Origin of the sequence: Desulfovibrio sp. (assembly GCF_041907885.1) — a bacterium.
Lineage (GTDB): Bacteria > Desulfobacterota > Desulfovibrionia > Desulfovibrionales > Desulfovibrionaceae > Desulfovibrio.
Window position 1 is genome coordinate 34,112 of record NZ_JAYRGM010000004.1, and the last position, 20,664, is coordinate 54,775.

At 57.8% G+C, this 20,664-nt stretch carries 14 protein-coding genes; 7 read left to right on the forward strand and 7 right to left on the reverse strand.

What is annotated here, in order from left to right; all coding sequences use genetic code 11:
• Nucleotides 1–35 precede the first annotated feature (35 nt).
• On the reverse strand, nucleotides 36–1,661 hold the full coding sequence (locus tag ACE3NW_RS03790) for a putative bifunctional diguanylate cyclase/phosphodiesterase (RefSeq protein WP_374280533.1): 1,626 nt from the start codon (nucleotides 1,659–1,661) through the stop codon (nucleotides 36–38).
• 356 nt (nucleotides 1,662–2,017) lie between these two features.
• Nucleotides 2,018–3,124, reverse strand: coding sequence for an alanine--glyoxylate aminotransferase family protein (locus ACE3NW_RS03795; RefSeq protein WP_374280535.1), 1,107 nt, complete (start codon nucleotides 3,122–3,124; stop codon nucleotides 2,018–2,020).
• Nucleotides 3,125–3,403: 279 nt separating this feature from the next.
• On the opposite strand from ACE3NW_RS03795, the gene ACE3NW_RS03800 reads away from it, so the two are divergent.
• The 5 genes from ACE3NW_RS03800 to ACE3NW_RS03820 all read left to right on the forward strand — a co-directional run bounded on the left by ACE3NW_RS03800 (nucleotide 3,404) and on the right by ACE3NW_RS03820 (nucleotide 10,502).
• A complete protein-coding gene (locus ACE3NW_RS03800) occupies nucleotides 3,404–4,393 on the forward strand; it encodes an ABC transporter substrate-binding protein (protein ID WP_374280537.1) in 990 nt (329 codons plus the stop codon).
• Nucleotides 4,394–4,533: 140 nt separating this feature from the next.
• Nucleotides 4,534–5,589: an ABC transporter ATP-binding protein gene (locus ACE3NW_RS03805; protein WP_374280539.1), complete on the forward strand. Its 1,056-nt coding sequence runs from the start codon at nucleotides 4,534–4,536 to the stop codon at nucleotides 5,587–5,589.
• Between the two features lie 98 nt (nucleotides 5,590–5,687).
• Nucleotides 5,688–7,379, forward strand: coding sequence for an ABC transporter permease (locus ACE3NW_RS03810; protein WP_374280541.1), 1,692 nt, complete (start codon nucleotides 5,688–5,690; stop codon nucleotides 7,377–7,379).
• A 2-nt stretch (nucleotides 7,380–7,381) separates the two neighbouring features.
• On the forward strand, nucleotides 7,382–8,452 hold the full coding sequence (locus ACE3NW_RS03815) for an ABC transporter ATP-binding protein (RefSeq protein WP_374280543.1): 1,071 nt from the start codon (nucleotides 7,382–7,384) through the stop codon (nucleotides 8,450–8,452).
• A gap of 481 nt (nucleotides 8,453–8,933) precedes the next feature.
• Entirely contained in the window at nucleotides 8,934–10,502 is a 1,569-nt protein-coding gene (locus ACE3NW_RS03820) for an outer membrane homotrimeric porin (RefSeq protein WP_374280545.1), read from the forward strand.
• A 557-nt stretch (nucleotides 10,503–11,059) separates the two neighbouring features.
• On the opposite strand, the gene hcp is transcribed toward ACE3NW_RS03820, so the two are convergent.
• The 5 genes from hcp to ACE3NW_RS03845 all read right to left on the reverse strand — a co-directional run bounded on the left by hcp (nucleotide 11,060) and on the right by ACE3NW_RS03845 (nucleotide 16,490).
• The gene (gene hcp / locus ACE3NW_RS03825) at nucleotides 11,060–12,685 is read right to left on the reverse strand and encodes a hydroxylamine reductase (protein WP_374280805.1); all 1,626 of its coding nucleotides are present in this window, start codon (nucleotides 12,683–12,685) and stop codon (nucleotides 11,060–11,062) included.
• Nucleotides 12,686–12,745: 60 nt separating this feature from the next.
• A complete protein-coding gene (locus ACE3NW_RS03830; protein ID WP_374280547.1) occupies nucleotides 12,746–13,096 on the reverse strand; it encodes a cupin domain-containing protein in 351 nt (116 codons plus the stop codon).
• Between the two features lie 160 nt (nucleotides 13,097–13,256).
• On the reverse strand, nucleotides 13,257–13,979 hold the full coding sequence (locus ACE3NW_RS03835) for a Crp/Fnr family transcriptional regulator (RefSeq protein WP_374280549.1): 723 nt from the start codon (nucleotides 13,977–13,979) through the stop codon (nucleotides 13,257–13,259).
• Between the two features lie 253 nt (nucleotides 13,980–14,232).
• On the reverse strand, nucleotides 14,233–15,837 hold the full coding sequence (locus tag ACE3NW_RS03840; protein WP_374280551.1) for a polysaccharide biosynthesis/export family protein: 1,605 nt from the start codon (nucleotides 15,835–15,837) through the stop codon (nucleotides 14,233–14,235).
• A gap of 275 nt (nucleotides 15,838–16,112) precedes the next feature.
• A complete protein-coding gene (locus tag ACE3NW_RS03845) occupies nucleotides 16,113–16,490 on the reverse strand; it encodes a DVU3141 family protein (RefSeq protein ID WP_374280553.1) in 378 nt (125 codons plus the stop codon).
• Between the two features lie 295 nt (nucleotides 16,491–16,785).
• Between ACE3NW_RS03845 and ACE3NW_RS03850 the strand changes: the two genes are divergently transcribed.
• Entirely contained in the window at nucleotides 16,786–17,811 is a 1,026-nt protein-coding gene (locus ACE3NW_RS03850) for a molybdopterin-binding protein (protein ID WP_374280807.1), read from the forward strand.
• A 78-nt stretch (nucleotides 17,812–17,889) separates the two neighbouring features.
• Nucleotides 17,890–20,613, forward strand: coding sequence for a molybdopterin-dependent aldehyde oxidoreductase (locus ACE3NW_RS03855; RefSeq protein WP_374280555.1), 2,724 nt, complete (start codon nucleotides 17,890–17,892; stop codon nucleotides 20,611–20,613).
• Nucleotides 20,614–20,664 lie beyond the last annotated feature (51 nt).

The window sequence follows — 20,664 nt, forward strand, 5'->3', positions numbered from 1 at the left end:
CCTGCCAGGGTTGTGTTTGGGGCGCGGCAGGCGGGTTACATGCCCTGCATGGCCAGCCGCGCTTCAAAATCGTGGGTTGGTTCTGGCTTGGCGTAAAAAAATCCCTGCGCCGTATAGCAGCCAAGTTTCATGATTATGGCAGATTGCTCTGCTGTTTCCACACCCTCGCAAATAACATTCATGCCCAGGTCGTCTGCCAGGCGAATAATATTGCCCAGCACAATCTGCGCGCGTATGCCCGGCAGATCGCGCTGGATAAAGCTGCGGTCGATCTTGAGGCAGTCGGTGTCGAGCATTTGCGCAATGCCCAGCGATGAGTAGCCCGCGCCAAAATCGTCGATGGCGGTTTTAAAGCCCATTTCTTTCAGCTGCACAATCTGCACCCAAACGGCATCAGGGTTGTTCATGATGGCGCTTTCGGTGATCTCTATTTCCAGCAGATGCCGGGGGACGCCGTGGCGGTCGGCAATGTCGGCCAGCCGCTGCGTAAAGTTGGGCCGCTCAAAATGCAGGCGCGAAAAATTGCAGGATACCGGGTGCAGCGGAAGGTTGCGCACTTTCCAGCTGCGCAGGCTGCGGCAGGTCTGCTCGAACACATAAAAGTCGATGCCCGTTACCAGGCCGTTGCGTTCAAAAAGGGGAATAAAGCTGCCCGGCAGCAGCAGGCCACGCTGGGGATGGTTCCAGCGTACAAGCGCCTCGCTGCCCACAATGGTTCCGGTGCGCATATCCACCTTGGCCTGATGCCATACCTCTATCTCTCCACTGTTCAGCGCTTCATCCAGCTTGCCGTTAAGCTCCTGGCAGAGCAGGGCCTCTTGCCGCATGCGTTCGTTGTAAAGCACCATGGGAATACCAGACGAGCGCTTGGCTTCAAGCCGGGCATAGTTGGCCATATCCAGCATGAGCTGCACATCATACTGCTGCGCCTTGGGCACATGATAGGCCCCGTATACGGTGCGCACCGTGTACGGCAGCGCCTGCTTCTTTCGCCACTCGTCCAGCTCGTTATCCATTTCGCGTATGCGCGCCGCAAGCTGCTCCCAGCTTTCAAAGCGCAGCAGCAATACAAAAAGGTCTGAAGAAATACGGGCGCAGCATTCCTCTGGCAGTACATTGCGCTGCAAAATGGAAGCATAGGCCTGTAACAGCCTGTCACCCATGCCAAATCCAAACTGGTCGTTGATGGTCTTGAACTGGCAGATATCACCAGAAAGCAGCATGTAGTCTGCTGTGACCTGGGTGGTCAGCAGGCCCGCGCATAAGGATTTGAGCTTTTCCATGTTGGGCAGGCCCGTAAGCTCATCCTTGTTCAACTGCTCCTCCATGCGGCAGATGCGGCTGCACTTGTTGCCAAGGCAAACCAGCAGAAGCACCACAAGCAGCACAAACAAAATACTTATGGCCCCCATAAAGCGCATGGGATGGTCGTGTACGGCAGAGTCTATGCGCTTGCTGGTGCGGGCCGCAAGTGTGGTGGGGTCGTCGGGCGGGTAGACCGGCAGCTCTGCCTGGGTATTGAAGGGTGAGTTGTTTCCCGTTTCAGTCTGCTGGCGCGTCTCGTGTGTTGCGCTGCTGGTTGCCACAGCAGGCGGCTCGGCCACGGCAAGGCAGCAGAGCATGAGTATGGTCAGAAAGAAAGGTAGCCGAAATGACTGCATCTGACAGAATCCTCGGCCCTTTTGGCGGGGGCGGCGCTGCAAGCTGTTGTGAGAGGTTGCCGGTTGGAGCCGCAGCCCAACAGAATGCCGGAATTGGCAGAAAATCTACGCCTCATGCAGCTTTGCCATACTCAATATAGGGGTTTGGACGGAAGAAAGTCAAACGCCTTTGATGGTGGAGAGATAACCGCGTGATTTTGCATGTGGTGGCTGCGCTGTGGGCAAAATCTGCTGGCAGGCCAGAATGCGCAAAGAGATGTTCAAACCGGGCAAACAGGCGGGGATGATTCAGCCCCCCGGCCCGGCCGTGCCTGAAAGGCAGGCTGTGGCCAGGGGGCTTGTTTCAGACAGGCTGGTTACAGGCAGGCGGCCACAGCCGCCACAAGACGGTCAATGGGCTCTTCGCGGGCTCCTTCGCCCATAACCCCAACGCGCAGAACCTTTCCGGCCAGCGCACCAAGGCCGCCAGCCACTTCAATTTTATGTTCGGTGCGCAGGCGACCACGCAGGGCGTTGGCATCAACGCCAGCGGGCGGCACAAACAGGTTGACCTGCGGGGCGGCCCCTTCGGTGACGTAGGGGGTAAATCCAAGCTTGCCCATGCCCAGCTTGAGGCGTTCGTGCATGGCCTGATGGCGGCCAAAGGATGCCTCAAGGCCTTCAGTCAGCATGTTGTCCAGGGCCTGATGCAGGCCATAGTACATGTTGATGGGCGCGGTATGGTGGTAGGTGCGGGGTGTGCCCTCCCAGTATTTGCGAATAAGGGCAACATCCAGGTACCAGTTGGGAACCTTGGTTTTACGGCGGGCCATGGCATCCATGGCTGCCTCTGAAAAAGAGGATGGTGCAAGACCGGGAGGCGTTGAGAGGCATTTTTGCGAACCGCTGTAAAAAGCGTCGATGCCCCATTCGTCCACGCGCACATCCACGCCGCCCAGACCGGCAACGCTGTCCACCAGATACAGAGTGTCACTGTTTTTTACCAGTGCGCCAAGTTCGCCCACCGGGTTGTTGACACCGGTGGATGTTTCGGCGTGTACCACAGCAAGAATCTTGTACTTTTTCTGCTCAAGCTGTTTTTTTACAGCATCCACGGAAATGGGAGCGCCCCAGGGGCATTCCACCGTGTCTACCTGCGCGCCCAGGCGCGAGGCAACCTCGACCATGCGTGAGCAAAACAGGCCATTGTTGACAATAAGCACATTGTCGCCCGGCTCAACCAGATTGACAAAGCAGGCTTCCATGCCGGCAGAACCTGTGCCGGAAATGGGAAATGTGACGGCGTTGGTCGTTTTGCACACGGCACGCAGCTGTTCCTGCAATGCGTCCATCACCTTGATGCAGTCAGGATCAAGATGCCCCAGAGTGGGCAGGCTCATGGCTTCTAGCACATTGGGCGCAACCGGGCTGGGGCCGGGGGCCATCAGAAGCACATGGTCCAGTGTTCCGAAAACCGTGGTCATGACAATCTCCTGGTTTGTGTGTGGGGTCTGCATGCGGCAGACCCGTGCCGGGCGCTTGCTGCGACGGCAGATGATGCACCGTATCACGCATATCGATGATGCGAAACAGTGCCGCAGGCCCCGTGACCGGTGCAGGACTGGCAGTGGTGCGTGTGGAACAAAAACGCATTGTATTCGTGGCGGGCATTCGCTACCTTTAAGAAAAATTCCGGCAGCATGTGGCAGCGCGCCGGATTGTGACAGTATTTTATGAGCACCTTCAAACGGAGCGATTGACAGATGAAACGTATTGCCAGTCTTCTTTTTGCGGCCATTTTTTTGGCAGCATCGGCTTTTTCGGCTTTTGCCGCCGAAAAACTGGTGGTCTACACCTCCATGAAAGAATCGATCATTGGTTCGCTCAAAGAGGCCTTTGTTAAAAAATATCCCGATATCGCCATGGACTATCAGTCTGCCGGGGCGGGCAAGCTTATGGCAAAGATCGCCACCGAGCGCCAGTCGGGCAAGATCATGGCCGACATCATCTGGACAAGCGAAGTGCCGGATTTCTTCAACATGAAGACAGAGGGCATTCTGGAAAAATACGAATCGCCAGAGCTCAAGGCGGTCATCAATCCTTTCCCCGATTTTGACGGTTCGTTTACCGCCATCCGTCTGGGCACGCTGGGCATTGCCTACAACAAGCGTCACGTCAAGGAAGCTCCCACCCAGTGGAGCGACATGATGAAGCCCGAATTCAAAAAGGCCTTTGGCATAGCCAACCCGGCCCTTTCCGGCACCTCGTACATGAGCATTCAGTTGCTGGTGGACAAGTTTGGCTGGGAATATATTGAAAATATTCATAAAAACGGTGCGCGCATGGGCAAGGGCTCTGGGCAGGTCATCGACGATACGGCTTCGGGCGACCTGTTGGCCTGCATTGGCGTGGACTATATTGTGAACGACAAAATCAAAAAGGGCGCAGATCTCGCCCTGGTCTACCCGCCAGAAATGCTGGTTATCCCCAGCCCTGCGGCCATTTTCAAGGGCACGCCCAACCTGGACGCGGCCAAGAAATTTGTGGATTTTTTGCTGTCTGAGGAAGGGCAGAAGATTCTGGCCAGCCAGGGAACCCTGCCCGTGCGCAAGGGCATTGTGCCCCCGGCGGAATTTGGTTTGCCCACCAGCGAGCAGGCCTTTGAACGGGGCATCAAGATTGATTACCAGCATATTTTGAGCGCAAAAGAATCCACTGTTAAAAAGTTTACAGACATAATGATGTCGAAATAGCCGCAACAGGGTTGCGATGCTGTGTTTTTTATCCTCGCGGTGTATTCGCACCGGGGGCGGTCTTACTTTAGTGTTGCGCGGGCATGGCGGCTTGCGGCATATGCCGCCGTGCCACGCGCACAGTGCAGGCAGGGAATTTTATGGCGGAAATACTTATCGAAAACATATCAAAGTCCTTTGGCGACCATACGGTGCTCAAGGATTTGTCGCTCACAGTGCGCGACGGCGAGTGCTTTACCCTCATTGGGCCTTCGGGCTGCGGCAAAACCGTGCTGCTGCGCATCATGGCCGGTTTTGAAACCCTTGATGCGGGGCGCATGAGCATTGGCAGCGAGGTGGTGGCCGACGCACAGAGCGGCACGGCCCTGCCGCCAGAACAGCGCAGCCTTGGCGTTGTTTTTCAGGATTATGCCGTGTGGCCGCACATGACCGTGCGGCAGAACGTGGGCTATCCGCTCAAGATCGCCCGGCGCGACCCTGCCGAGGCTGCGGCACTGGTGCAGAAGAGTATTGACGACGTGAACCTCACCGGCATGGAAGACCGCCTGCCCTCGCAGCTTTCTGGCGGGCAGCAGCAGCGCGTGGCGCTTGCCCGTGCGCTGGTGGCCCAACCCAGCCTGTTGCTGCTGGACGAACCACTGAATAACCTCGATGCCAATCTGCGTGAAGAAATGCGCTTTGAAATCAAGGCACTGCAAAAGAATCTGGGCGTCACCATCCTCTACGTCACCCACGATCAGGAAATAGCCCTGGCCATCTCAGACCGCATGGCCCTGCTGGACGAGCAGGGGGCCATCCGTCAGGTGGGCACACCGGAAGAACTGTTTTCTGCCCCTGCGGACGAATTTGTTTTTTCCTTTCTGGGCATGAGCAATTTTTTGCGGGTGCAGGTGCAGGGCGGCCGCGCAAGCCTTGAGGGCTGCCCCTTCCCTCTTGAGCCGCAGGCCGGATTTGCAGGCGAGGTGCGTGTGGGCTTTCGCCCCTCGGATGTGGAACTGAGCCGGGATGGCGAGGGCCTGCGGGCGACCGTGCGCCGTGCCAGTTTTTTGGGGGCCTTTACCGATTATCAGCTGGATGTTTGCGGCCAGCATGTGCGCACCGCCGTGGATACCCACGAGGCTCTGGCCCGCAATCTGCTGCTGGCCGAGGGCGACGCGTGCGTTCTCAATCTGCGCAATGCGCACTGGTTCAGCTAGGCGGTTTTTGCAGCTGGGTTGCACCGGCTGGCGCAGCATGAATTTTGTCGCCTGGCAGGGCGGCGGGCACAGGTTTATTTCAAATTTGGCGGTCAGGTATGCAAGCAGTCAAACAGCAGCGTTCGTGGGGAGTGGCAGAGGTTATTCTGCTTTTATCCATTGCCATTCTTGTAATTGTGGTTGTTGTGCCGGTGGCGCTGATCTTTTTCAACGCTTTTTTTGTCAACGGGCAGTTTAACGCCGCCGATCTGGTAAAAACCCTCAGCGAAGGTGAAACCTATCAGGCGCTGATGAACTCGCTGTTCATCGCCAGCGGCGTAACCCTGTGCGCCACAGCCGTGGGGACTTTTTTTGCATGGCTGGTGACCCGCACCGATATTCCCTACAAGGGTTTTATGAAGAGCATGTTTCTTGTGCCCTTCATGCTGCCCTCGTTTATCGGCGCGCTGGCCTGGAAAATGCTGCTCTCGCCGCGCGCGGGCTATATCAACCGGCTCTGGCGCGATATGACCGGGGCGGAAGACGCCCTGTTCAATATTTTTTCATACGCGGGCATCATTTGCATCGAAACCATGTATCTGTTCCCCTTTGTGTTCATTCAGGTGTGCGGCGCGCTGGAGCGCATGGATCCCACGCTTGAGGAATCAGCACGCATCTCTGGCGCGGGGCTGTTCACCATTACCCGCAAGATAACCCTGCCGCTGGTGCTGCCCAGCATTCTATCGGGCGCGCTGCTCATCATGCTGTACTCCATGGCGCATTTTGGCACGGTGGCGGTGCTTGGCATTGAGGTGGGTATCTATAATATACCCACGCTCATTTACGAACGCATCCACGAGAGCGCGGGCAGTTTTGCCTCCATCCGCACCGGCACAGTGCTGGCCTCGGTGCTGGTGGTTACGGCGGCGCTGATTATCTGGCTGCAACGCAAAGTGCTGGGCTCTGGAAAATACCAGATCATTGGCGGCAAGAGCTTTCGCCCTATGGAGCTCAAGTTGCGCGGCCTGCGCACGCCGCGGTTTGTCTTTTGCCTGCTGTACATCGCCATTACCATTGTGCTGCCCACGGTGACGATTTTTCTTGTGGGCGGGCTCAAAACCTACGGCGTGCCCATTACCTGGGAAAATCTCTCGCTCGACAACTACAAGTACGTGCTTTTCGAGTGGGATCAGACCCAGCAGGCCATCAAGAACAGCATAGGCCTTGGGCTGGCTGCGGCCACCATAACCATGTTTGCGGGCGTGATGATCTCCTACGTCATCGTAAAGATGCGGGTGCGGGGCAAGGGCATACTGGAATTTTTGGGCATGCTGCCTTTTTCCGTGCCCGGTTCGGTCATTGCCCTGGGCGTGATACTGGCCTGGAGCGGCCGCTTTGGGGTTAATCTTTACAATACCATATGGATTATCCTTATCGCCTACATTGCGCGCTACATGGCCTTTTCGCTCAAGGCCAACTCGGCAGCGCTTGAGCAGGTACACGATTCGCTGGTGGAGGCAGCCCGCGCCTGCGGCGCAAGCATGTGGCAGGCCCTGCGCGATGTTGTGTTGCCCCTGGTGCGGCCCGGCATGGTGGCGGCGTTTTTTCTCATCTTTTTGCCCGCCCTGCGCGAACTGACTGTCTCTGTCATGCTGTACGGCACAACAAGCCGCACCATCGGTGTTGCCATCTACACCCTCAATGAAGACGGCGAAACCGTGACCTCGGCAGCGCTGGCAGGCATTGCGCTTATTCTTATTGTGACCGGCCAGAGCATCATCAACCACTTTGCCAAGTCCAGGCAGGCCTGATCATGTCCATTTCACTGAGCAATGTTACCAAGTATTTTGGCAAGGTTAAGGCTGTTTCTTCGCTGAACCTCGAAATTGGCGACGGCGAGTGCTTTTCCATGCTCGGGCCTTCGGGCTGCGGCAAAACCACAACCCTGCGCATGGTGGCGGGCTTTGAAGACCTGGACGAAGGCGAGATCAGCGTAAACGGCAAGCTGCTTTCGTCCAGCAGCAAAAAGTATTATCTGCCGCCAGAAAAGCGCGATTTCGGCATGGTTTTTCAGGCTTTTGCCGTGTGGCCGCACATGAGTGTGTACGAAAATGTGGCCTTTCCCCTGCGCGTCAAAAAAGTGGGCGCGGCTGAACTGCACAAGCGCACCACCGAGGCCCTGCAACACACCAATCTGCTGGATGTGGCGCAAAAAAGTCCGGCAGACCTTTCGGGCGGCGGCAAGCAGCGGGTGGCGCTGGCCAGGGCACTGGCTATCAACCCTTCCGTCATGCTGCTGGACGAACCGCTCTCCAGCCTCGACCCTCATCTGCGTGAAGAAATGCGCTTTGAAATCAAGGAGCTGCAAAAGATTTACGGTTTTTCCATCATGTATGTCACCCACGACCAGTCAGAAGCCATGGCGCTCTCTGACCGCATACTGGTGATGAAAAACGGCGTGGTGCAACAGGTGGCCTCGCCGCTTGAGGTCTACACGCGGCCCGCAAACCGTTTTGTATTCAGCTTTATTGGTCTTTCAAACTTTACGGAAATGGCGGTTACGGCAACCCACATGCAGCTGCAAGGCGTGACCGCAGAGTTTCCCGCCGGGTGCGCGCCGGACACGCACATTATAAATGCAGGCCGGGGCATTATTGCAAGTCGGCCCAACGAAATTGATTTTGTTGACGAGGGGGGCGTGCCCGGTGTGGTAGAGCGGCGTACCTTTCTTGGTGAGCAGCTTGATTATCAGGTTCGGGTGGGCGAGCAGAGCGTGCGGGTGCAGAAGGGCCGTTACGCCCGTGGCCCGCAGCAGGGCGAAATCTGCCGCCTGCACTTTTTGAAACCCCTGTGGTTTCCTGCGGATGGGCAGGATCAGGCCTGAACCCGGCTATTCTGAACCCGGCCCGGCTGCAGGACGGTAGCTAAATTGCCCTGGTGGGCACGCGCTCTGCGAGAGGGGCGCTTGCCCACTTTTATATATGAACCTGCTCACTGCATCGTGCAACCCTGCCTGACCGGTCAAAAAAATGGCAGACAAGGGCATGAAAAAAATTTTAACCAGCCATGCCCCGGCACATTGTGCGCCATTAACGCGGTGTTTTGGGCGCGCGCATGGAAAATGGCCCTTTTAAATGGATCGGGCCGAAATTTTTTTTTAGGTCTAAAGTTTTTTTAACATGCTATAATGTAAGCATATACATATTTATGGCCCCATAAAGGGCGAATTTGGTAAAAATTTTTGCACGATAGGGCTTGCAATGTGTTTGGCCCTTCCATATATTTGCACCGAAGCGGGAAACCGCTCCACAGGCGTTTATACGAAACCATAGTCCCAAGCGGGGCAAAAGAAAGGAAGGATAACCATGAAAAAGATCGCTACTCTTCTGTTGGCGGCCGGCTTGGTGTTCGGCGTTGCCACGGGCGCCAGCGCCATCGACTTCAAGGCCAAGGGCCAGTGGATCATGAGCTTTGACTACGGCGCTAACGGTGGCTTCACCGGCGGCGCTGGCAACACCGGCTTTGACGGTGCTCGCCGCACCCAGAACTACAACAATGAAGACCAGTTCGAAGCCAAGCAGCGCGTGCGCTTGCAGTTGGACGCCGTGGCTTCTGAAGCCCTGTCCGGCACCGTGTTCTTCGAAATGGGCGACACCACCTGGGGCCGTGGCGCTAACGGCGCTGGCGGTGCCCTTGGCGCTGACGGCCAGGTCGTGGAAGTGAAGAATGCTTACCTTGACTGGATCGTTCCCCAGACCGACCTGAAGATCCGCATGGGTATTCAGGGCATGGCTCTGCCCAGCTTCACCACCAAGTCCAGCGCCATTCTTGAAGACGACGTGGCTGGCATCACCGCCTCCTACCAGTTCAACGAAACCGTTGGCGTGACCGCCCTGTGGGCCCGTACTTACAACGACAACTACACCGATCCCAACGGCGGCCGCTCCAACTACATGGACAATGTAGACCTGTTTGCCCTGCTGGTGCCCATGACCTTTGACGGCGTGAAAGTCACCCCCTGGATGATGTACGGCGCCATGGGCCCCAACGCCTTCCGCAATGGCAACAACTACTTTGGCAATGCCAACGCCAACGTTGGCAATGCTGGCACCTGGATTCGCTCTGGCATGCTGCCCGTGGGCGGCGCCCTGCACAAGGACGGCACTTCTGCCGCCAAGCGTCTGACCGGCTACGGCAATGCCGTGTGGGCTGGCCTGACCGGCGAAGTGACCGCGTTTGATCCCTTCCGCATCGCTTGGGATTTCAACTACGGTTCCGCTTCTTATGACAACAGCCACCTGAACCGCGCTGGCTACCTGGGTTCTTTGCTGTTCGAATACAAGCTTGACTGGGCTGTGCCCGGCTTGTACTTCTGGTACGGCTCTGGCGACGACAGCAATCCGGCCAACGGTTCCGAGCGTCTGCCTTCGCTGCACGCCAACGGCAACAACGACTTCTCCAACTTTGCCTTCACCGGCAACCCCTACATCGCCCGTGAAGCCATGATCAGCGAAACCATGGCCGGCACCTGGGGTATCGGCGCCCGCTTGAAGGACATGAGCTTCCTCGAAAACCTGAAGCACACCCTGCGCTTGAACGTCATGGGCGGCACCAACAGCACCTCCATGGCTCGTTACTTCCAGGGTGGCAGCCGTTACGTTGCCGGTGCCGGTACGAACCTGCAGGGCCCCAACAGCTTCGGTACTGTCGGTATGGATCCCCTGTACCTGACCACCAACGACACCGCCATGGAAGTTGGCTTGACCAACACCTACAAGATGTATGACAACTTCACTGTCATGCTGGACGCCGCCTACATCGCCACCTGGCTTGACAAGTCCCGCTCCGTGTGGGGTAACAGCCGCATGAACGGTCGTAGCGATCAGCAGCGCGATCCTTGGAACGTCAACCTGAGCTTCGTGTACTCCTTCTAAGAGTATTCTGGCCTGGTTTATTAAAGGGGGAGCCTTCGGGTTCCCCCTTTTCTTTGTTGTTCTGGGCAAGTATTTGTGGCCAAGGGCCAGTACTGCATGCTTGGGTGATTCCTCATAGCTGCCCCGCAAACAAACCTGCCCGCGCCCGATTCCGCAGAGCGGGTTCTGCACAGCCCATTTTGCGTGCGGATAGTGACCCCTCGCTTGTGTATGTCTTGGCCTCTTCATTGGAACAGGCAGCGGCAGCGCGTTTGCTGCACCGTCTTCCGTGCCGGGGTTCAACATCCGGCCCACAGCCGCAGTTTTCAGCCTACAGTTCCGTGTAGTCACGTGTAGACCCGTTGCAACGTTTGCCGCCATTTGCGGGTGCGGACCATAGCCAGACTGAAATAATTATCCCCAATTCTGCGTGCGGCGTGCTTTTTTTAATTTTTTCCGGTCTTCTGCCCACCCCTATTGCACCCCCATACAGTACCGCAAAAAATGAGGCGTGCCCCGCAGGGGGCACGCCTCTTCACTTCTCCACGGATTGTTTCCGTGCCTGTCAGCTCTCTGCTTTAGCCAAAGAAGGCCTTGAGGTCGTCCTGGGGATTGGTGATGCCGCCGATGCCAAACTGTTCCACCAGCACCTTGGCCACATTGGGCGAAAGGAAGGCGGGCAGCGTGGGGCCAAGGTGAATGTTCTTCACACCCAGGGCCAGCAGGGCCAGCAGCACGATAACGGCCTTCTGTTCGTACCAGGCAATGTTGTACACGATGGGCAGATCGTTGATGTCGGACAGACCAAACACTTCCTTGAGCTTGAGGGCAACCACGGCCAGGGAGTACGAGTCGTTGCACTGACCGGCGTCGAGCACGCGGGGGATGCCGCCAATGTCGCCCAGGGCCAGCTTGTTGTAGCGGTACTTGGCGCAACCGGCGGTGAGAATAACGGTATCCTTGGGCAGGCCTTCGGCAAACTCGGTGTAGTACGAGCGGCCCTTGGCGCGGCCATCGCAACCGGCCATGACCACAAACTTTTTGATGGCACCAGACTTCACGGCGTCAATAACCTTGTCGGCCAGCGCCAGCACCTGATTGTGCGCAAAGCCGCCCACAATTTCACCGGTCTCGATTTCGGTGGGCGCGGGGCAAGTTTTGGCATGGGCAATGATGGCCGAAAAATCCTTGTGCTCGCCGATTTCACCGGGAATATGCTTGCAACCGGGGAAGCCCACAACGCCAGTGGTGTACACGCGGTCCTTGTAGCTCTCCTTGGGCGGCACAAGGCAGTTGGTGGTCAGCAGGATGGGGCCGTTGAAGGTGTCAAATTCTTCCTTCTGCTTCCACCATGCATTGCCGTAGTTACCCTTGAAGTGGCTGAATTTCTTGAAGGCGGGGTAGTAATGGGCGGGCAGCATTTCAGAGTGGGTGTACACGTCAACGCCCGTGCCTTCGGTCTGCTCAAGCAGCATCTGCAAGTCGCGCAGATCGTGGCCAGAAATCAGGATGCCGGGGTTGGTACCCACGCCAATGTTGACCTTGGTGATTTCTGGATTGCCGTAGGTGCTGGTATTGGCGGCGTCGAGAAGTGCCATGACGCTCACGCCCTTGTTGCCGGTTTCGAGGGTCAGGCCCACGAGGTCGGCCACACTGAGGCTGTCGTCCAGGGTCTTGGCAAGGGCTTCCTGAAGGAATCCGTCCACTTCGGGGTCATGCTTGCCCAGCACGTCGGCGTGCTTGGCATAGGCGGCCATGCCCTTGAGGCCAAAGGTGATGAGCCAGCGCAGCGAGCGCACGTCGTCGTCGCTAGTGGCAAGCACGCCCACGGTGGCGGCCTTGGCGAGCATAGCTTCCTTGTCGGCTGCTTCCCAGGTGGCGGCGTCGGCGAGACCTTCAGTCGAACCGAGTTCGGCGATCAGGGCCTTCTTGGCGGCACAGGTATTGCGAACACGCTCGGCAAGCATGTCATCGTCAAAGTTGGCATTGGTGATGGTGCAAAAAAGATTGGCCACAACCATGCGGTCAACGTCGTGACCCACGGTCTTTCCTTTGGCGCGCGCCTTGGTGGCAACCTGCGCAAGGCCCTTGGTAACATATACCAGCACGTCCTGAAGGGCGGCGGTTTCAGGCTTTTTGCCGCACACGCCCATTTGGGTGCAGCCCTTGTTGCCTACGGTTTCCTGGCACTGGTAGCAGAACATGGCGTTGCTCATGAAAAGTCTCCTTACGCTCCGCAAGGCGGAGGCTGTGCGATGATCCGCCTACGCGGCGGCCTTGGGGGTAAAAACAACGGTAAGCAGCATCTTGAAGCGCTCTTGTGCGCGTACTGCGTGCGGCTGACCAGCAGGCATGATGATAACCTCGCCCGCCTTGACCGTATGTGACTGGCCGCTGATGGTAACCTGTGCGCTGCCTTCGAGAACGAGCACCATGGCATCGCCCGTGGAGGTATGGGCGCTGATTTCTTCGTTGGCGTCAAAGGCAAACAGGGTAATGCCCACAGAGGCGTTTTGGATAAGTGTCTTGCTGGCGATCTGGCCGGGTTGGCATTCAACCTGCGCGGCCAGGGGCAGCGCTGTGGCGAATTCAAGGTTCTTGAGAATGCGTTCCATGAGGCCCTCCTTGTGTTGACGATTTCGTTCTATCAAAGCTGGGACAATGGTTCCGTACCAATTGTTACGGATGCGCAAAAAAATGAAAATATTTTTTCTTCAGAAGGCGAAGGCGGAAAGCACTTATTTCAAACTGCTATATTTATTAAAAATAAACATGTCAGGCCGGAAAGTACTCGCACAGATAATTCAGAGAGGCGGGATCGGGCACGCGTATGCCGCGCCCTTCAATTTGCAGCAGGCCTTCATCGCGCATGGAGGCAAGCTCGCGTGAGAGGGATGGGCGGGTGACACCCAAAAAATCGGCCATCTGCTCACGGTTCATGGCAAGCGAAACACTGCCGTCTGGCCGGCGGTGCTCAAGCAGCAGGGCCGCAACCTTGCGCCGCAGGCTGCCAGATGAAAGCAGCGATACACGGCGGGTCAGAAAAAAGGCCTTGTGCGCAAAAATACCCAGCATGTTGCGTATCATGCGCGAGTGTACAGAACAGGCCTTTTCGCAGGTGGCGTAAAAGAAACGGGCGGGTATGCCCAGCACGCGCACCGGGGTTTCGGCCAGCACACTGCACCCGTAGCTGGGGCGGCCCAAAAACACGTGTACCTCGCCAAAAAGGTCGCCGGGTGCGTCTACGCGCGCCATAACGGCGCGTCGGCCCTCAGCCGATTCCCGGCACACGTTGACCGTGCCTTCCAGCAGCACATAGAGCCTTTCTGGCGGGTCAGATTCTGCAAAAACAAGCGACCCCTTGCCGTGCTGTTCTTCAAAAGCACCACTGCATGCAAGGCACAGGCTGGCCTCGTGACCAGACATGCCCGAAAACAGGGGGGAAGTTTCCAGCGCGCGTTCCATGTGCTCCTCATGCAGATGTGCCATATCTGCCATACACATATCTTAAATTGCGGTTGTGACGCAACCGCACGATTGCACATTTTACGCGTAAAATGAAAAAGGGGGCCGAAGCCCCCTTGAGAGTATTGCCAAAGTCTGCGTGCATGGCAGCCTGAAGTTGTTCACACTCACGCCACGCGTTAAAACAACCAGTTTTTACGCATTGTTACCTTTTGGCAACGGCAGCGCTGGCTGGCAGGGTGTTTATATGTCTGTATTGCAAGCCGCAACTATTGCCACGCAGGCTTTACAGCGATGGCATGCCAAGCAGCAAACGGGCCGAAACCACCACCTGCATGATAACCTGGGTAATGTCCTTGACGGCCTGCATGTTTTTGGATTCCACCTTGGGCAAAACCATAACCTGATCGCCGGGCAGTATGTTGTCGCCGTTTTGCGATACAGAGCCGTTCTGGTGCAGCACCAGAACCTTGTCGTGGTCTGCACGGTTGGTATAGCCGCCAGCGCCCTTGATGTAGTCGTCCACATCCTTCTTTTTACCCCACAGCATGGCCTGGGGCATCATGACCTCGCCGCTCACAAGCACAACGTCGCTCTTGGGCGGGATAACAATGATGTCGCCGTCTTCCAGCGAAAGATCGGCCTTGTCCGGCCCGCCGTCGAGCACCACAACACCCTCGGGTTCCACTGTTTTGGCGCGTTCCACAAATTTAGAGACCATTTCGGCCTCCTTGGCGCGGATAGCCGCTTCGTCCGAGCTGGCCGACGAAGCCGTGAGGGCTGTTTCCTCCAGCCTACGCAGCGAATCGGCAATGGCCTTTTTCTGGCGGGCGGCAACGCTCTTGCGCTTGATGTACATGGCTTGCAGATTGGCCCGGCCAGGTTCCACCGCAATAAAGTTCTTCACTTCCTGCAAGCGTGCGCCGCGCCGCACGGGAAAGCGCGAAGCACCGCGCACCGCGCCCTGCACCTCGATCATCATGGTGTTGCCTGGTGCATCGGCAATAAACTGCACCTGGTCGCCGTCTTCCAGCATGAGGTTGCGCAGCTCTTTGAGCGGCAGATAGGTGCTGTAGGGCGCACCGTTGCGCGTGCCGGTAAGGGCGATGTGCGAGGCCTTGTTTTGCGGTTCGGCCAGGTCGATCAGCGCAGAGCCCGAAGATTTGCCCTTGGGAAATTCAAACTTGGCCGGGGTGCGCACCGCGCCGATGGCCGCCACCGTGGGGCCCTTGTCGCCCACAACAAGGGTGTCACCTTCCTGCACGCGCACGGCGGGCAGCACGCCCTTGCGGGCAAAGGGGTACAGGTCAAGGTTGGCTACGGCCTTTCCGTCGCGCATGAGGCGAATATCGCGGTAGCTGCCGCGCACGGGGTCGAGGCCGCCTGCCTTGTCAAGAAAGCTCAGCAGGGGGTCGCCCGGCGTGCCGGTGTAGCGTCCCGGTCTGGCCACGCCGCCGGTCACAAAAATGGCTACGGGCCTGGCATCAAGGGGGGCTGCGTAAATCTGCGCGTCTGCGTGGCCGTTGGCGGCCAGTTTGCTGCGCAGGGCTTCGGTCAGCTTGTCGTAGCCAAGGCCAGCCACGGGTATGGCCCCCACCTCCGGCACGTCCAGGTGCCCGTCGGCAGCCACAATCAGGGTGCTGTCGACCTTGAGGTCTCCGCCCCAGAGGCGCAGCACAACGCGGTCGCCCGGCGCGATGATAGAGGAATCCTTGGCCTCCTTGGCCGCTTCCTTGCTTTGCGAAAAATTGCCCTGAAACAGGTTGGCTGCATAGGGTTGCGGCGCGTCCTCGGCCTTGGCAGAGCACGACAAGGCCAGAAAAACCAGCAGAAAAGCAAAAATTGTTCTGTGCGACATGGCAGTAATGATGCAATGGGTTCGGGCTTGCATGGCCCCCAGAGGTGGTTCCACAAACAGGCAGGTGCCCTTGGGTTCCGTGTCCAGCCCTGCAATGCCGCTCTGCGTGGGGAGCGGTCGGCTTAACGCACCGCCAGAGCATGCTGGCGGCGTTGCAGGGCCTGCAACCGTAACAAGTGAAGCGCACGGGCATGGTAGCCGCCGTGCGCTTCAATAAATAATCATATTTGCCCGGATTAGCCAGAGGCAATACTCGCGTGGCCGTTTTTTTGCCCGCGTAGTCCTCTACTGCTGCACCAGTGAAAGCTCTATTGCGAAAGACCCTGGCCCCAAACCCTGGGGGCCATGTTCCAGCGCCCCGTGGTGTCGCGGCAAATAACAATCACCTCTGCTTCGCGCTGGCCCGCAAGCACGGTTCCCCGTTTGCAGTCTTCACCCTTGGCCGAAGTAAAAAGCTCATCAAGGCTCACACGCACACCCTTGCCAAAGTCCGGGTCGTCAACGGTGGCGGTTTCACCCACGTTGGATGCGATCATGAAACCCGTAACCGGGCCGGGGGGCGTTTCTGGCTGGGCGGGCGAGCCGCCAAAGCCGCACCCGCCGAGCAGCAGGGCCGCAAAAAGCGCCAGACCGGAAAGTGCAAGCCGGGCCTGCCCCAGTGGAAAATGTGCAGAAAGCGTTTGCATGGCATTCCTCATGATGCTGCCGAAGTCATATGGAACAGCGGCGGCGTTTTCTTTCCCTCTCGCAAAGATTGGGCGTGCTGTCAATGTTGCCTGCCTGTGCAGCTGGAGCGCGCCGTTCCAATAATCACGCTTTTTGTAAAAAAGAGGAATTTCTCTGCTGATGGTATGACAACTCAACAAGTTAGCAAGAGCACAATTAATAAATAGTGAATTTTATTTTGCAATTTATTGCGAGGGTGCTATTTTATGCACAATCTAGAAGTCAGCTTCGGGAGAGGTCATGTCCAAATTGGCAATGAGAACCATCCGTGTGCATGACGCCGTGGGCAGTATTTTGTGCCACGACATCACCAGAATTGTGCCAGGGGAAAGCAAAGGACCAGTTTTTCGCAAGGGCCATGTTGTGCGGGAAGAAGATGTTGAGGTGCTGTTGCAGGTAGGAAAAGAGCATCTTTATGTTTTTGAATCCCTGCCTGGCATGGTGCACGAAAACGACGCCGCAGCGCGGATCATCTCTGCCGTTGCCGGAGCCAACCTTGCGCACACCGACCCCAAGGAGGGGCGCATCGATCTGCTGGCCGCCTGCGATGGGCTGCTGCGTATTGATGTGCCTGTGCTCAACCGCATCAACAGCCTTGGCGAAATCTCTGTCGCAACCGTCCACACCATGCAGCATGTCACCAAGGGCCGCCCGGTTGCCGGGGCCCGTGTTGTGCCGCTGATGATTGAAGACGAAAAACTGCGGCAGCTCGAATCATTTGTAAACAGGCCGGTTATTGAAGTGCTGCCGCTGCGCCGTGCCAAGGTTGGCGTGGTCACCACCGGCAGCGAGGTTTTTTATGGCCGCATACAGGATGCCTTTGGCCCTGTGTTGCGAAAAAAGTTTGCAACCCTCGGCAGCACTGTGGTGGGGCAAACCCTCACCAGTGACGAAGTACCCATGACTGCCGGGGCAATCAGGGATTTTTTAGAGCAAGGTGCTGATCTTATTGTGGTAACAGGCGGCATGTCTGTAGACCCCGACGACCGCACACCCACAGCCATCCGCGCTTCCGGGGCAGAGGTGGCAAGCTACGGTGCGCCGGTCTATCCGGGGGCCATGTTTCTTTTGGCCTATGCCCAGGGTGCGGCGGGGCGGGTTCCTGTTTTGGGGCTGCCGGGCTGTGTCATGTACCACAAGGCCAGCATCTTTGATCTGATTGTGCCGCGCCTTTTGGCAGGCATTGAGGTAGAGGCGGCGGATGTAGCGGCATTGGGGCACGGCGGCTTTTGCTCGCAGTGCGATGAGTGCCGTTACCCCATCTGCCCATTTGGCAAGTAGGGAGGCGAAAAAACTGATACCCGGCGCGGATTTTCCGCGCAGGCATATACCTTTGTTCATCATTTAAAGGAGTCGCGCATGGAAACAAAGACCCTTGTGATTAACGGTATCCCCCGGCGTTTGCTGGTAAAACCTGAAGATATGCTGGTGGACGTGCTGCGTGATCAGTTGCAGCTTACCAGCGTCAAGGTCGGCTGCGGCAAAGGACAGTGTGGCGCCTGCTCTGTTATTCTTGACGGCAAAGTGGTGCGTGCCTGCGTGGTAAAAATGAACCGTGTGGCTGAAAACGCCGCCGTTACCACCCTTGAGGGCGTGGGTACTCCCGCCAATCTGCATCCTCTCCAGCACTCGTGGATATACCACGGTGCGGCGCAGTGCGGTTTCTGCACCCCCGGTTTTATCGTTTCGGCAAAGGCTCTGCTTGATTCCAATCCCAATCCCAGCCGCGAAGACGTGCGCGACTGGTTCCAGAAAAACCACAACGTGTGCCGTTGCACGGGCTACAAGCCCCTGGTCGATGCCGTTATGGACGCTGCCGCCCTTATGCGCGGCGAAAAATCGCTGGACGACGTGACCTTCAAGATGCCCGCCGATGGCCGCATCTGGGGTTCCACCATGCCCCGTCCCTCTGCCGTAGCCAAGGTTACGGGCACTGCCGAATTTGGCGCGGACGCGGCGCACCGCCTGCCCGACAACACCCTGCACCTGGCCATTGCCCAGGCCAAGGTATCGCATGCGCTTATCAAAGGCATCGACACCTCTGAAGCCGAAAAAATGCCCGGTGTGTACAAGGTGCTCACCCACAAGGATGTGAAGGGCAGAAACCGCATTACCGGTCTTATCACCTTCCCCACCAACAAGGGTGATGGCTGGGAACGGCCCATTCTTAACGATACCAAGATTTTCCAGTACGGTGACGCGCTTGCCATCGTGTGCGCCGATTCGGAATGCAATGCCCGCGCGGCGGCTGAAAAGGTCAAGTTTGACCTTGAGCTGCTGCCCGAATACATGAGCGCCCCCGAAGCCATGGCCCCGGACGCCATCGAAATCCACCCCGGCACCCCCAACATCTACTACGAGCAGCTGGAAGAAAAAGGCGCGGATACCGCTCCCTTCTTCAACGATCCTGCCAACGTGGTTGCCGAAGGCAGCTACTACACCCAGCGTCAGCCCCATCTGCCCATCGAACCCGATGTGGGCTATGGCTATATCAACGACAAGGGTCAGGTGGTCATCCACTCCAAGTCCGTAGCCATCCATCTGCACGCGCTGATGATCGCTCCCGGCCTTGGCCTGGAATTCCCCAAGGATCTGGTTGTGGTGCAGAACACCACCGGCGGTACCTTTGGCTACAAGTTCAGCCCCACCATGGAAGCCCTGGTGGGCGTGGCCGTTATGGCCACTGGCCGCCCCTGCCACCTGCGCTACAACTACGAGCAGCAGCAGAACTACACCGGCAAGCGCTCGCCCTTCTGGACCACGGTGCGCTACGCCGCCAACAAGCAGGGCAAGATTCTTGCCATGGAAACGGACTGGAGCGTTGACCACGGCCCCTATTCCGAATTCGGCGATCTGCTCACCCTGCGCGGCGCGCAGTACATTGGCGCGGGTTATGGCATTGCCAACATTCGCGGCAAGGGCCGTACCGTTGCCACCAACCACTGCTGGGGCGCGGCCTTCCGTGGTTACGGCGCGCCTGAAACGGAATTCCCCTCCGAAGTGCTCATGGACGAACTGGCCGAAAAGCTCGGCATGGATCCCTTTGAAATCCGTGCGCTGAACTGCTACCGCGAGGGCGACACCAACCCCTCGGGCCAGGTTCCTGAAGTCATGAGCCTGCCCGAAATGTTTGAAAAAATGCGTCCTTACTACGAAGAAGCCAAAAAGACCGTCAAGGCCAAGTCCACCGCCGAAGTAAAGCGCGGCGTGGGTATTGCTCTTGGCGTATACGGCGCTGGCCTTGACGGGCCGGATACTTCCGAAGCCTGGGCCGAGCTGAACCCCGACGGCAGCGTGACCGTCGGCAACTCGTGGGAAGACCACGGCCAGGGTGCTGATTCCGGCACGCTAGGCACCGCCCACGAAGCCCTGCGCCCCCTGGGCATTACGCCCGAAAACATCCATCTGGTCATGAACGACACCAGCAAGACCCCCAATTCCGGGCCTGCTGGCGGCTCGCGTTCGCAGGTGGTTACCGGCAACGCCACCCGCGTGGCCTGCGAAATGCTGATTGAAGGCATGCGCAAGCCCAGCGGCGGCTTCTTTACCTTTGACGAAATGAAGGCAGAAGGCCGCCCCGTTCACTACGACGGCAAGTGGTCTGCCCCGGCCAAGGACTGCGACCTCAAGGGTCAGGGCGAACCTTTTGCCTGCTACATGTACGGCCTGTTCCTGGCCGAAGTGGCCGTGGAAGTGGCCACCGGCAAGACCACGGTTGAAAAGCTTGTGTGCGTGGCCGATATCGGTACCCTGTGCAACAAGCTGGTGGTTGACGGCCAGATCTACGGCGGCATGGCGCAGGGCGTGGGCCTTGCCCTCACCGAAGACTACGAAGACCTCAAGAAGCACAGCACCCTTGCTGGCGCGGGCGTGCCCACCATCAAGATGATTCCCGATGACATGGAAATTGTCTATGTGCAGACCCCCCGCAAGGCTGGCCCCTTCGGCGCTTCCGGCGTGGGCGAAATGCCCCTTACCGCGCCGCATCCGGCCATCATCAACGCCATCTACAATGCCTGCGGCGCGCGCGTGCGTCATCTGCCCGCCCGTCCCGAAAAGGTGTTGGAGGCCATGCCCAAGTAGGGTAGGTTAAGGCTAACCATCTGGAGAAATGGGGAGAATCCTTTGTAAAAA

Coding starts and splice junctions, on each gene's coding strand:
- ACE3NW_RS03790 (WP_374280533.1), bottom strand. CDS start 1,661: ATGCAGTCATTTCGGCTACCTTTCTTTCTGACCATACTCATGCTCTGC.
- ACE3NW_RS03795 (WP_374280535.1), bottom strand. CDS start 3,124: ATGACCACGGTTTTCGGAACACTGGACCATGTGCTTCTGATGGCCCCC.
- ACE3NW_RS03800 (WP_374280537.1), top strand. CDS start 3,404: ATGAAACGTATTGCCAGTCTTCTTTTTGCGGCCATTTTTTTGGCAGCA.
- ACE3NW_RS03805 (WP_374280539.1), top strand. CDS start 4,534: ATGGCGGAAATACTTATCGAAAACATATCAAAGTCCTTTGGCGACCAT.
- ACE3NW_RS03810 (WP_374280541.1), top strand. CDS start 5,688: ATGCAAGCAGTCAAACAGCAGCGTTCGTGGGGAGTGGCAGAGGTTATT.
- ACE3NW_RS03815 (WP_374280543.1), top strand. CDS start 7,382: ATGTCCATTTCACTGAGCAATGTTACCAAGTATTTTGGCAAGGTTAAG.
- ACE3NW_RS03820 (WP_374280545.1), top strand. CDS start 8,934: ATGAAAAAGATCGCTACTCTTCTGTTGGCGGCCGGCTTGGTGTTCGGC.
- hcp (WP_374280805.1), bottom strand. CDS start 12,685: ATGTTCTGCTACCAGTGCCAGGAAACCGTAGGCAACAAGGGCTGCACC.
- ACE3NW_RS03830 (WP_374280547.1), bottom strand. CDS start 13,096: ATGGAACGCATTCTCAAGAACCTTGAATTCGCCACAGCGCTGCCCCTG.
- ACE3NW_RS03835 (WP_374280549.1), bottom strand. CDS start 13,979: ATGGCAGATATGGCACATCTGCATGAGGAGCACATGGAACGCGCGCTG.
- ACE3NW_RS03840 (WP_374280551.1), bottom strand. CDS start 15,837: ATGCAAGCCCGAACCCATTGCATCATTACTGCCATGTCGCACAGAACA.
- ACE3NW_RS03845 (WP_374280553.1), bottom strand. CDS start 16,490: ATGCAAACGCTTTCTGCACATTTTCCACTGGGGCAGGCCCGGCTTGCA.
- ACE3NW_RS03850 (WP_374280807.1), top strand. CDS start 16,786: ATGAGAACCATCCGTGTGCATGACGCCGTGGGCAGTATTTTGTGCCAC.
- ACE3NW_RS03855 (WP_374280555.1), top strand. CDS start 17,890: ATGGAAACAAAGACCCTTGTGATTAACGGTATCCCCCGGCGTTTGCTG.